Below are 12,455 nucleotides of genomic sequence, written 5' to 3' on the forward strand. Positions count from 1 at the left end.
TCACATCTCAGCAACAATTATAAAGTGATAAATGTCATTCCCACTTTCATAGCTTTCTATGTCAATTTGAGGATATTCAATCTTGAGACTTTCTACCAATTTTTCAACATCATCTAAACTAACATTTTTACCATAGTAGATGCTTAAAATTTGAGTGCTGTCATCAACAATCTTCTTTACACAAGATATTGCAACCTCTATAAGGTCTTTGCCAGATTGTATTATCTCTTTTTTAGATATTCCTATGAAATCACCTTCTTTTATCTCAAAACCATTAATCTTTGTACCTCTTACAGCCTGAGTAACCTCAGCAACTTTTATAGAATTTATCGCTTCTTGCATGCGCTTGATATTTGTTTCAACATCTGAGTTTATGTCAAACCGTATAAGAGCTGCAATGCATTCTGGAATGTTATTAGTTTTTACTACTTTTATGTTCTTTTTTGTATTGATTAGCTGAAGAGACAGTTCAGCTGACATTATAACGTTTTTGTTGTTTGGAAACACAAATATATTTTTAGCCGGGACATTTTTTATGGCACTTATAAAATCATCTGCGCTGGGGTTCATTGTCTGTCCGCCTTCTATAATATAGTCAACACCCATACCTTTTAAGATCTCGTTAAAACCTTCACCCTGAGATACAGCAACAAACCCATATTCCTTGGTAATTATTTCATCCTCAATATTCTCATTATTTCTTTGTTCTGTCTCAGCCTTCACAAACTCTTGGTGCTGATATTTCATATTGTCAATTTTTACATTTATAAGCTCCCCATATTTTAAAGCCCTTTCTATTACCTTGCCAGGTGAGTTTGTGTGAACATGGGTTTTTAAAATCTCACCATCTTGGATTACTATAATTGAATCACCTACAGTCTGAAGATATTCTTTAAACTCATCCTCTATATTTTTTTTCAGTCCTGCTATAAAAAACTCTGTACAATAAGTAAATTTTATATCATCAGTTTTAACAAAAGCTATTTCATAAGCTTCTTCCTCTTGTACATCTTCAAAACTAATCCCTTCTTTCAAAAATTTATACATCCCTTCAAAAATTACAACAAGCCCCATACCACCACTGTCAACAACATTTGCTTCTTTTAAGATAGGTAACATCTCAGGAGTTTTGTTGAGCCATTTTCTTCCACTTAATACGCATACCTCAAGAAGGTCTTCTATTTCACTTATTGAATTTGACAAAGCTTCCTTTTCAACATCCTCGGCTATTCCTCTGGCAACGGTAAGCATTGTACCTTCTGTTGGTTTCATTACTGCTCTATAAGCACTTGCAGCGGCCGATTTAAGACAGGCAACAAACGTTGGAATGTCCAATACATCCTTTCCTTTTAGCTCTTTTGCGAAGCCTCTTAAAAGCTGTGAAAGTATAACCCCAGAGTTTCCTCTAGCACCTTTTAGGCTGCCAAAAGCAACAGTATTCATAAGCTCATCAACAGTTTCAAATACTTTGCCATTAATTTCTTTAATGCTACTATCAAGTGTTGCAGACATGTTTGTGCCTGTATCTCCATCTGGTACAGGAAAGACATTCAGAGCATTAATTTTTTTTATGTTCAATTTTAAATAGTTGTTAGCTGCCCTTAGCATATCCTTTAATACATCTGCTGTTAAAAATTTCATAATACATCCTCCTCAGCTTCTTACAAGCGAATACCATCCACATAAATATTAATATTACCTGGTTTTAAGCCAGTGTATTTTTCAATTGCATACGATACCCTCTCCTTGATATTTTCAGCAATTACAGGAATTCTTGTACCATATTCCACAATTATATGGATATCAGCATTAACAACTCCATTTTCTGCTATGACTTTTATCCCTTTTTGAAGGTTTTCTCTGCCAAGTAAATTTACAATCCCATCTGTAACACTCTTTGATGCCATCCCAACAACGCCATAGCTCTCCATACTGCTCAACCCTATAATTGTTGCAATACAATCATTTGTTATCTCTATCTTACCAAACTCATTTTCAAAATACACACCCATATTTTTTCATCTCCTATCTTTTTACAATCTTTGAAAGTCGCTTATAAAGCACAAATGTTACAATAGATATTATCGCTCCTTTAATGAGGTTAAACGGTATAATTGAAAACAATACCAGAGTGAACTTATCAGTAATGAGACTATTGAACTTTGCAGCAAGTTTTACTATCTCTGTTATAGGAAATTTTAAAGCCTTTTCATACAAAGGAAGAAGTACAAAATAGTTCAAAATTCCTGCCCAGATTGAAAAAACTAAGGTAGATAGTGCTAAAGCTAATATAGCTCCCTTTTTTGTTCTATTCTTATTGTATATGTATCCAGCAACAAATACGAAACAACCACCTATCATAAAGTTTGCAAGCTCACCTATTCCAGCTGTTTTTGTAACAAAAAGATGAAGTACATTTTTCAAGAATTCAACTGCAACTCCTGACAAAGGCCCTAATGCAAATGACAAAATAAGTGCTATTGAGTCACTGAAATCAAGTTTCAAAAAATCTGGAAATATCCCCAGGGGAAACTCAATAAGCATTACAACAAAAGCAAGTGCACCAAATATAGAAATCTTAACAAGATTTTTTATCCCTGCCTGGTTCATTTTTTTGTTCTCCTCCTTTACTAAGGCGCTTGTTACTCAAATACTGAAAAAGCATCAAGCTCGTCTAACACTTTATATTCGCCGGGATTCAAATTTTCATCTAACTTTAACCTACCTATTCTGATACGTTTTAAATACACAACCTTATTCCCAATCGATTCAAACATTCTCTTTATTTGATGGTATTTTCCTTCATAAATTGTAAGGCTAACTGTGAAATCGTCTAATATAGTATATTTTGCTGGCAAGGTTTTATAACCATCATCTAAAACAACACCATCTTCAAATACCTTTATCTTTTCTCTATTAAGCTCTTTCTCAAGCTTAACAATGTATTCCTTCTCTATGTGTTTTTTGGGTGATATAACTTTGTGCGTATACTCTCCATTGTTTGTAATTATCAAAAGACCCTCAGCGTCTTTATCAAGCCTACCAACCGTGTGCAAATTTCTATATTTTAGGTTTTCCGGAATAAGCGAGAAAATAGTGGGTGAAAATGGGTCATCATTTGAACAAACATACCCTTGAGGTTTGTTCATCATAATGTAAACCCACTTTTGAAGCTCTACTATTTCCTCTCCCACCTGTACAACATCTTTTTCTTCATCAACTTTCAAATCTGGGCTGTTAACTTTTCTGCCATTTACTTTTACAAGGCCCTTCTTTATCAACCTTTTTACCTCGCTCCTTGTTCCAAAACCACTGTGTGCTAAAAACCTGTCAAGCCTCATATTACTCTAATCTCCACCCTCTTGGAAAATAGTTTTTTATTATATGCCCTTCTGCCTTACCCCAGCCAAGTGTAAAACCATCTACACACACAGCAACAAAACCATTCAAATTTTCAACATTTTCAATAGTCTCGCCCTTGAGGTACCTAATTAGCCTTTCATCATCTACAGAAAAGTTGATAACCTTTTTTAGGTCTTCGAACTTGAGACTGGAAATAAGGTGCGCTGAAGGATAAAACCTCCCTTTGTAAACCTCTCCAAGCAAAAGCCCATTTCTTATAGGAGTAATTTTGTCAAACGGTCCTTCATATCCTAAATAAAGCTTGTCAGCCTTTTTATAAAATACCCTGTTTTCGAACATTTTAAAATCTATATTCAAATGTTTATGGCAAAATCTTTCAAAAATTTCTAAATCGCTTTTGTCTACTTGATGCCTTTGCGGTTCAAAAACCCATTCATTGCCACTTTCTTTTACCTTTTTCAACTTGCAGACAAAATGCCCTTCACCTTTAACTTTGTGTGGATAGATTCTAACAGTTTTTTTAAGCTCCAGATTTCCATTTATCTCAAGCCCATCAGAAAATCCAGGATATTTTTCTATTTCAATGACCTCATAGTTTTTGTGTTTTTTCAAGAACCAGTCGATTATCCCTTCATTTTCTTCGGGCTCAAATGTACAAGTAGAATAGACTATCTCACCACCTACTTTTAAAAGCTCATCCACTTCTGTCATAATACTTCTTTGCAAGTTGACATACTTTTGTGGATGATTTAAAGTCCATTTTTTAGCAGCTGCTGGGTCCTTGCGAAACATCCCTTCACCTGAGCAAGGTGCATCAACTAAAATCTTGTCAAAGTATGCACCATAGCTTTCAGCTATTTCTTTTGGCTTGTTATTCAAAATTACAACATTTGTAAGTCCAAGATTTTCTACATTCTTAACAAGTGCCTTTATCCTACTTGGTTTGACATCGTTTGATACAAGCATACCGCTTGGTCCAATCTTTGCTGCTATCTGGATAGTCTTTCCACCCGGTGCTGCACACAAATCTAAAACCTTTTCTCCCTCTTTCACATCCAAAGCCTCAACAGGAAACATTGCTGAAGGTTCTTGGATATATATAAGCCCTGCAAAATAGTATGGATGCTTGCTCAGTCTTATTTCATCGTTTATATAAAACCCGTCTTCACACCATGGGACTTTTTCAAATTCTATACCAATTCGCTTCATGAATTCATCAACCGAGACCTTTGCAGTATTTACCCTAAATCCCTTGTAGCTATCAAAATCATACACCTTTACAAAATCTTCAAACTCATCTTTCAAAATCTCTTTCATCTTTGACAAAAACTCTTCTGGTAAGTTCAATTTTAAAATTTACCTCCTCTTCAAGCCCTATAAAACTTGGAATATAAAGCACTTTAGGTACAAAGATTCTTCATAATTTATAAGATACGGGTGGTCTTTTGCCTGTGTTCTATACTCAATCATTCTCAAGGTCTTTTTTGCATCCTTTGCTGCATCTTTTATTACCTCAAAGAACAAATCTGGTTTCATATAATGTGAGCATGAACATGTGACGAGAATTCCACCTTTTTTGAGTATCTTCATTGCTCTTAAGTTAATCTCTTTGTACCCTCTCTTTGCATTCTCAATTGTATGAATGCTTTTAGCAAACGCTGGCGGGTCTAAAATCACAACATCGTACTTTTCCTTTTTGTCATCAAGCTCATTTAAATAGTCAAAGACATTCGCAACCACAAACTCACATTTGTTTTCAACACCGTTTAATTTTGCATTTCTCATTGCATGCTCAATTGCTGTGTCTGAAATATCAACTCCAATGACCTTAGATGCACCAAACTTTGCAGCATTTATTGTAAAACCACCTGTATGGCAAAAACAGTCAAGAACAGTCTTGCCACTTACAAAATTTCTTATTGCAACCCTATTTTCCTTTTGGTCTAAAAAATACCCTGTCTTTTGTCCATTTTCTATATCAACAATCATCTTTATACCATTTTCTTCTATCTCAACCTCTGTAGAAGACTTTCCATATAAAAAGCCTTTCTTCAGCTCAAGTCCTTCAATCTCTCTTACCTTTGCATCATTTCTCTCATAGATTGCTTTTGGACTCACCACATCAACTAATATATCTACCAGCTTATCTTTGTATCTGTCAACACCTTTTGAAAGTGTTTGCATAACCAAAACATCATTGAACTTGTCAACAATAAGCCCCGGCAGAAAATCAGCTTCTGCAAAGATAAGTCTACAGTTATCAAGATACCCTATACTTTTCCTATACTCCCAGGCATCTTGAACTCTTTTTTTGAAAAAATCTATGTTAATCTCTTCATTTTTTCTTGTAAGAATTCTTACCAAAATCTGGGATTTTGAGTTTATAAAACCTTTCCCTACAAACTTGTTTTTGAAGTTGTAAACTTCCACAATATCGCCATCTTCAAACTCACCATCTATCCTCTCAACCTCGTGTCTAAACACCCAAGGATGTCCACTTTCAACCCTCAACCCTTTCCCTTTTGCCAAGAATACCTTTGCCATATGATAAAAACACCTCTTCAATCTATTCTCTTTTGTGTTAGGTATTCATATACAAGATAAGTAGAATGGTAGCGTAAATTCCCCCAGTCCTTCCAAAAACCGCTCTGCTGCTCAATAATATCGCAATAGTCTTTTATCCTTGGTACTTCAACAAACAAAACCTCAGAAATCTCTCCATCAGTTTCTGCAAAGCTGTCATTTTTGTAATCATCTATTAAGAAGACGAAAGAGAAAAACTTATATGATTTGTGTTTATAACAAAGATTGTACTCGATAACACCTATCAAAGAAAACTTTTGAACATCAATCCCGAGCTCCTCTTTTACTTCTCTTTTCAAGGCATCAACCACTTTTTCACCAATTCCAATCCCACCTGATGGTACTCTGTACAAACCTTGAGGGTACTCATCCTGCCTTACAAGCAAAATAAAATCACCATTTTTGACAGCAAATACAACCTCACCAATTCTGTCAACGTTTATCTTAGAGTTTACATATTCAAAAAATTCTTGAGTTTCAATCTCTATATCAATTTTTTTCTCTATCAAATCCCTTGATACATCTATCTCACTCAAATCAAACATGCTCGGCAAACGCACTTTTAAATTGCTCATTTGCCTCCTCCAAATCTTGTATAGTGTTTATATTCTTAAAGCTCATTAACATGCTATCAAATTGTAGTATTTCATTTAGCTCTATCTTTTTTATATTTGAATTTTTTAGTGCAAAGTTAAGCGATAGTATCCCTTTGCTAACACATTCAAGTGCACTTTTTAAAAATGTTTTACTATACACACAGCATAAAGGTTCAAAATAGCCATTGTAAAATGGCACAACTGCATCATATCCTTCAAACTGTAGCATATACCTTACCAATTCTCTATTTATAAACGGCATGTCACATGCACAAATAAAATTTTTATCGCTTTGAGAATATATCAAACTTGTAATAACTCCTGCCACAGGTGCATCAATTTTAAGTGCATCTTTTATCACTTTAAAATTTTTTAACTTTAAGACTTTTTCTTCTTTCACAACAATAAACTTTTGATCAAATAAATCTCCTATGTTTTGGTCTATTATCTCAACAACGTTCTTCCCACAAATAGTTATGTTTAGCTTGTCAAAGCCAAGTCGGCTTGATTTTCCACCTGCAAGTATAAATAGATTTTTCATGTTGCCACCTTTTTGACAAACACAAAATTAGAATTAAAAGCAGCCTGAGAGTCTTTTTCAGCTGTAAAACCAAAAAGACAAGAGTTTATTGTCTCAATCTTTTCATTTTGAAATCCCTCTTCAACAATTATAAATCCTCTGCCAACATTTTCGCTTATACAAGCCTCCAAAATAAAACCTCCACATCCATTGTATATTAAAATTCTATCCCTGTCTGAGATGTTTAACCTCTTTGCATCAAGAGGATTGATATAAGCAAGCTTTTTTCTTTCAAAAAACTCTTGAGAGTGCAGCGTCTTGTCAGAGTGAATTGTAACAAGTCTTAGCTGATTTTTCAAAGGTTTTTGAGTATGATCCAAAGCTGGTACAGCTACTCCTAATTCTTCACTCTTAAACTCAAATTTCTTGCTCTTTGTCAAAAATACTCTGTCTTCCCATGGCACATCGATTGCACAGCCTCTTGTAAAATGGCCTTCAAGTTTTATATTCAGGTTTTTCTCAAGGTGCTGTTTTACAACATCTACCCACTCTTTTTCGGATTTTATAGGAAAATCAAGATTTAGCCTTTTTGCAAGCTCATTTATTATCTCAACCTCTGACTTGGCTTCACCTATCTTCTCAATAGCCTTTTCTGAAATGCCTATATAGTCATGCCACATATTCGGGATGAATATATCTTCCTTTTCCAGAAAACTTGCTGCAGGCAAAATTAAGGTAGAGGCATAAGAAGTTGCTGTCAAGAACATATCTACATTGACCACAAACCTTTTTTGAAGTTCCCTGAACACCAAGTCAGAATCAGGACATTGCGAAACAGGATTTCCTGCTGAGATATAAACAAATTCAATTGGCGGATCTGATAAACTCTTGAGATACTCTCCAAGTTTTGCTCTATTATAAAAACGCTTATTCACAGCCCTCTTGTCATCTTTGAAAACAGGCTCGAGATTTTGAGTAAACCTGTGAGCAAAATTCGCACCGCCACCTTTTATCCCTACATTCCCAGAAATTGCAACAAGATAGTCAATTGTCCTGACTGTATTAACACCATTTGTATATCTCTGTGGTCCATAGCCAATAAAGGTTGAAACAGGCTTTTGCAAAAAAACCTGTGCAACTTGTTCAATTACTGCTTTCGATATCCCACACTTTTCTTCAACCTCTTTATATGAAAGACTTTCGGCAATTTTCTTTACTTCTTCAAACCCAATAGAATGATTATCAATAAAATTTCTATCTTCTTTGCCATTTTCAATTATATACTTAATTGCTCCATACGCAAGATAAGAGTCAGAAGATGGTTTTATCACAATTCCTATATCAGCTATCTTAAAAGTAGGAGATTTATATATATCAATCACCATTACTTTTTTGCCCTGCTTCTTAGCCTCTAAAATAAGATAATAAAGGTGAATGTTCGTCCAAAGCGCATTTCTCCCCCATAGCACAATCCAGTTAGAATTGAATAAATCAAAAGGTGAATGAGAAAGAGAGTTTCCAAAATCTGTTTTCTGAGCAAGAAGACCCGCACCCCAACAAAGGCTACCTTCAGAATATGTAGCTCCGCCCAAGTAATCAAAAAATAGCCTCTCTATATTTTTTAAATATCCTTCGTATCCATCGCCACTGTAGTACAAGATAGCACTTGAATTGTATCTTTTCAAAATTTCTTCTATTCTCTCTGCTATCAGATCAAGTGCAGTATTCCAGTCAACCTCGTGAAAATCGTTTTTCACTCTCAAGAGGGGTTTTTTTATTCTCTCCTCAGAGTAAACTTTGTCAAGTAGTCTATAGCCTTTTTTGCACAAAAAACCCCGAGTAATGGGATGGTCTTTGCTACCCGAAAGTTTTAAAGCCTTGCCATCTTGTACTTCTGCCAAAATTGCACAGCTGTCAAAACAATCAAGCGGGCAGAAAACTTTTTTAATCATTATATAGCCCCCAAAAATTTTTTTCACATTTCTACAAAGTCAAGACTAATATCAAGACTTTTTACAGAATGAGTAATACTACCGACTGATATAATGTCAACCCCTGTTTTTGCAATCTCCTCGATATTCTCCAATGTTATATTGCCAGATGCCTCAATCAAAGCCTTCCCTGATGCTGCTTCTACAGCTTTTTTCATATCATCAAGCCCAAAGTGGTCAAGCATGATAATATCAGCACCTGCTTCAAGTGCTTCTTCAAATTCATTCATTGTCCTCACTTCAACCTCTATCTTCATTGTGTGAGGTATGTTTTCTCTTGCTCTTTTTATTGCCTCTTTTATACTTCCTACAGCTTTGATATGGTTGTCTTTTATCAAAACTGCATCAGACAAGGAATACCTATGGTTTTTCCCACCACCAACAAAAACTCCGTACTTGTCAAGCATCCGCAAAAGAGGAACAGTCTTTCTTGTGTCTGTCACAATTGCCCTGTAACCTTTTATCTTTTGAGAAAGTCTATTTGTAACAGTTGCAACCCCGCTCATCCTCTGAAGCAGATTCAGGGCTAACCTTTCACCTTTTAAAATTGCTCGAGTATTTCCTTTAATCTTTGCTAATATATCTCCCTTTTTAATAGGTTCTCCATCTGATTTTATCTTTTCAAATTCTATATTTTCATCCAGTATCTCAAATACCCTTTTCGCAACATCTATACCACATAAAATTCCATCTTCTTTCGCAATTAAAATGGCCGAAGATATACTGTCTTGAGGTATCAACAGGTCTGTTGTTATATCTCCATATGGCATATCTTCTATCAATGCTTCCTTGATAAGCTTATCGACTATTAAAAAATTCAACATCTATTCTAATACCTCCCATCCATTCAGAGAGAACACGAGATGCTTTTTCCAATTAACATCGTCCTGGTAAGGAAAATCCTCTCTGTAATGAGATCCCCTGCTTTCTTTTCTCATCAAAGCAGCAGATGCAATTGTATACCCAATCATAAGCATATTATAGTACTCAATCTGCTTTATAGTTTGGAGTTTAACTTTTGTAAGGCTATATAACTTATCTAAAATATAGCTAATCAAACATTCAAGTCCTTCTTTGTTTCGAACAATTCCAGCAAACTCATTCATCTTTGACCTTAAAGTCTCAATCTCCACCATTACATCTCCTTCAAACTCCTTAACTTCTTTGCAGTTATAAAGTACATTCACTTCTTTTACCTCTCCAATGTTACTGCCATTGATATACTCTGCTATCCTTCTTCCAAAAACAAGCCCTTCTAAAAGCGAGTTAGATGCAAGCCTGTTTGCACCGTGTACGCGTGTCCCTGCCGCCTCACCACAGACAAATAAGTTCTCGACTGTAGTTTTTCCAAACTCATCAGCCAACACCCCACCCATGCTATAATGCTGGGCAGGCGCAACAGGAATCCTTTCCTTTGTTATATCCAAGCCAAGTTCTAAGCATGTTTTGTATATATTTGGAAACCTTTTTTTAATAAACTGGCTATCAAGATGAGTTATGTCAAGAAAAACATTGTGTGAGTTTGTTCTTTTCATCTCAAAATATATCGACCTTGAAACAATATCGCGCGGTGCAAGCTCTGCTTGAGGATGATACATTGGCATAAACCTTTCATTGTTTATATTATAAAGGATTCCACCTTCGCCTCTTACAGCCTCTGATATCAAAAAGCTCTTGTTCTTTTCATGATATAATACTGTTGGATGAAACTGCACAAGCTCCATATCAACTAACTTTGTACCACACCTCAGGGCTGCTGCGCAACCATCTCCAGTTGTTACTTCAGGGTTGGTAGTGTACTTGTATAAATACCCATAACCACCAGATGCAAGCACGATATATCTTGCAAATATTATCAGATTTTTATCTTTTCTTTTAAGTACAACTCCAATTGCTTTATCATCATCAGTCAATATATCAACAAGAAAGGTATTTTCAAATACCGTCACGTTATTATATGATTTCAATTTCAGCCCAAGATGTTCTGAAATTATCCTTCCTGTTGCATCACCACTTGCATGGACAATTCTACGCCTGCTATGCGCACCTTCTTGACCTAATACAATCTCTCCTTCGTCGTCCAAATCAAACGGTATGTTCATCTTGAGCAAAATGTTTATATTCTCAATTGCTTCATCAACTAAGATTCTTACCATATGAGTATCACAAAGCCCTGCACCAGCTTTAATTGTATCCATGTAGTGAATGTCAGGACTGTCATCTTGGCTAAGTGGCGCGGCAATTCCACCTTGAGCCAAGGTTGTGTTGCTAATCTGAATACTCTCTTTTGTTATAAGAGCAATTTTTAATGACCTATCAAGATTAATTGTTGTATAAAGCCCTGCAACACCTGTTCCCACGATAACAACATCAAACTTTAACACATCATCACTTTTCGTATCAAAATCAACACAGTATCTTTTAAACTCAACCAAATTAACCATCCCCAATTTCTATTTAGCTGAGCTCAAGCATTTTCAAAAGTGCCTTTCTTGCTCCTTCTACAACATTTTCTTCAATATTAATTTCATATCTATCATACAAAAGAGCATTTCTCACAGACTCTAAAGTATTTTTCTTCATATTAGGACATATCATTCCTGGATGGAGAATATAAAACTTTTTATCAGGATTTCGTTTTTTCAAACTGTATAATATTCCCATCTCAGTTCCGATTATGAACTCCTTTGCTTTTGATGAAGTTGCAAAGTCAATAATCTGTTTTGTGCTGCCAACAAAATCAGCAAGCTCAACAACTTCAGGTCTGCATTCAGGATGAACCAAAAGCAATGCCTCTGGATGAGCTTCTTTGGCCTTTAGCACATCCTCTTTTTTTATCTTGTAATGAGTAATACAGAAACCTTCCCACAATATTATGTCTTTTTCGGGTACCTGTTTCTTTACAAAGCTACCTAAATTTTTGTCTGGCAAAAAGATAATTTTATCATTCGGAAAATTTTTTACAATTTTTACCGCATTTGATGAGGTACAAATGACATCAGACTTTGCTTTGACAGCCGCTGGTGAATTTATATAACACACAATTGAATAGTCCGGATATTTTCCTTTCAAGCTATCAATATCTTCCTCAGTTATCATATCAGCAAGTGGACAGCCAGCATCTATCTCTGGAAAGAGTACTTTCTTTTGCGGAGACAAAATTTTGGCACTTTCTGCCATGAAATGAACACCACAAAACACTATTACATTTTCTGTGCGCTCTGCGCACACCTTGCTCAGATAAAATGAGTCACCCACAAAATCTGCTATCTCCTGAATCTCATCAATCTGATAGTTGTGAGCAACAATTATTGCATTTTTTTGCCTTTTTAACTCCTCTATTTCTCTTTTAATCTTTTCAATATCCAAGAAAATCACTCGCTTTTCTACTTAGGTTTTATT

The 12,455-nt window shown here is 35.3% G+C and carries 12 protein-coding genes; all 12 read right to left on the minus strand.

Annotated features, from left to right (window positions below):
* The 12 genes from ELD05_RS07385 to nadA are packed head-to-tail and all read right to left on the minus strand — an operon-like array spanning position 1 to position 12,422.
* Complete coding sequence (locus ELD05_RS07385) at positions 1-1,641, minus strand: DAK2 domain-containing protein (RefSeq protein WP_127351925.1); 1,641 nt, start codon at positions 1,639-1,641, stop codon at positions 1-3.
* 20 nt (positions 1,642-1,661) lie between these two features.
* Positions 1,662-2,012 (minus strand): Asp23/Gls24 family envelope stress response protein, encoded by a 351-nt coding sequence (locus ELD05_RS07390; RefSeq protein WP_011917306.1) that lies wholly within the window; start codon positions 2,010-2,012, stop codon positions 1,662-1,664.
* 13 nt (positions 2,013-2,025) lie between these two features.
* Positions 2,026-2,610: an ECF transporter S component gene (locus ELD05_RS07395; RefSeq protein WP_127351926.1), complete on the minus strand. Its 585-nt coding sequence runs from the start codon at positions 2,608-2,610 to the stop codon at positions 2,026-2,028.
* 32 nt (positions 2,611-2,642) lie between these two features.
* Entirely contained in the window at positions 2,643-3,341 is a 699-nt protein-coding gene (locus ELD05_RS07400) for a pseudouridine synthase (RefSeq protein ID WP_127351927.1), read from the minus strand.
* Position 3,342: 1 nt separating this feature from the next.
* Positions 3,343-4,710, minus strand: coding sequence for an RsmB/NOP family class I SAM-dependent RNA methyltransferase (locus tag ELD05_RS07405; protein ID WP_127351928.1), 1,368 nt, complete (start codon positions 4,708-4,710; stop codon positions 3,343-3,345).
* Positions 4,711-4,737: 27 nt separating this feature from the next.
* Positions 4,738-5,907, minus strand: a complete 1,170-nt coding sequence (locus ELD05_RS07410; RefSeq protein WP_127351929.1) for a class I SAM-dependent rRNA methyltransferase — start codon at positions 5,905-5,907, stop codon at positions 4,738-4,740.
* 17 nt (positions 5,908-5,924) lie between these two features.
* Positions 5,925-6,521 (minus strand): NUDIX hydrolase, encoded by a 597-nt coding sequence (locus tag ELD05_RS07415; RefSeq protein WP_127351930.1) that lies wholly within the window; start codon positions 6,519-6,521, stop codon positions 5,925-5,927.
* Positions 6,484-7,083 (minus strand): molybdenum cofactor guanylyltransferase, encoded by a 600-nt coding sequence (locus ELD05_RS07420; RefSeq protein WP_127351931.1) that lies wholly within the window; start codon positions 7,081-7,083, stop codon positions 6,484-6,486. Before ELD05_RS07420 ends, ELD05_RS07415 begins: the two co-directional genes overlap by 38 nt.
* Complete coding sequence (locus ELD05_RS07425; RefSeq protein WP_127351932.1) at positions 7,080-9,014, minus strand: molybdopterin-dependent oxidoreductase; 1,935 nt, start codon at positions 9,012-9,014, stop codon at positions 7,080-7,082. The genes ELD05_RS07420 and ELD05_RS07425 overlap by 4 nt, the downstream gene beginning before the upstream one ends.
* A 23-nt stretch (positions 9,015-9,037) precedes the next feature.
* Positions 9,038-9,877: a carboxylating nicotinate-nucleotide diphosphorylase gene (gene nadC / locus ELD05_RS07430; RefSeq protein ID WP_039766481.1), complete on the minus strand. Its 840-nt coding sequence runs from the start codon at positions 9,875-9,877 to the stop codon at positions 9,038-9,040.
* Complete coding sequence (gene nadB / locus ELD05_RS07435; RefSeq protein WP_127351933.1) at positions 9,878-11,488, minus strand: L-aspartate oxidase; 1,611 nt, start codon at positions 11,486-11,488, stop codon at positions 9,878-9,880.
* Positions 11,489-11,510: 22 nt separating this feature from the next.
* Entirely contained in the window at positions 11,511-12,422 is a 912-nt protein-coding gene (nadA, locus tag ELD05_RS07440; protein ID WP_127352942.1) for a quinolinate synthase NadA, read from the minus strand.
* Positions 12,423-12,455: the final 33 nt, after the last annotated feature.

It is taken from the genome of Caldicellulosiruptor changbaiensis (genome assembly GCF_003999255.1).
Taxonomy (GTDB): Bacteria; Bacillota; Thermoanaerobacteria; order Caldicellulosiruptorales; family Caldicellulosiruptoraceae; genus Caldicellulosiruptor; species Caldicellulosiruptor changbaiensis.

Bases quoted from the DNA above. Each gene is read 5' to 3' on its own strand.
- ELD05_RS07400 (WP_127351927.1), bottom strand. From the start codon at position 3,341: ATGAGGCTTGACAGGTTTTTAGCACACAGTGGTTTTGGAACAAGGAGC.
- ELD05_RS07395 (WP_127351926.1), bottom strand. From the start codon at position 2,610: ATGAACCAGGCAGGGATAAAAAATCTTGTTAAGATTTCTATATTTGGT.
- ELD05_RS07410 (WP_127351929.1), bottom strand. From the start codon at position 5,907: ATGGCAAAGGTATTCTTGGCAAAAGGGAAAGGGTTGAGGGTTGAAAGT.
- ELD05_RS07385 (WP_127351925.1), bottom strand. From the start codon at position 1,641: ATGAAATTTTTAACAGCAGATGTATTAAAGGATATGCTAAGGGCAGCT.
- ELD05_RS07390 (WP_011917306.1), bottom strand. From the start codon at position 2,012: ATGGGTGTGTATTTTGAAAATGAGTTTGGTAAGATAGAGATAACAAAT.
- ELD05_RS07420 (WP_127351931.1), bottom strand. From the start codon at position 7,083: ATGAAAAATCTATTTATACTTGCAGGTGGAAAATCAAGCCGACTTGGC.
- ELD05_RS07425 (WP_127351932.1), bottom strand. From the start codon at position 9,014: ATGATTAAAAAAGTTTTCTGCCCGCTTGATTGTTTTGACAGCTGTGCA.
- nadC (WP_039766481.1), bottom strand. From the start codon at position 9,877: ATGTTGAATTTTTTAATAGTCGATAAGCTTATCAAGGAAGCATTGATA.
- ELD05_RS07415 (WP_127351930.1), bottom strand. From the start codon at position 6,521: ATGAGCAATTTAAAAGTGCGTTTGCCGAGCATGTTTGATTTGAGTGAG.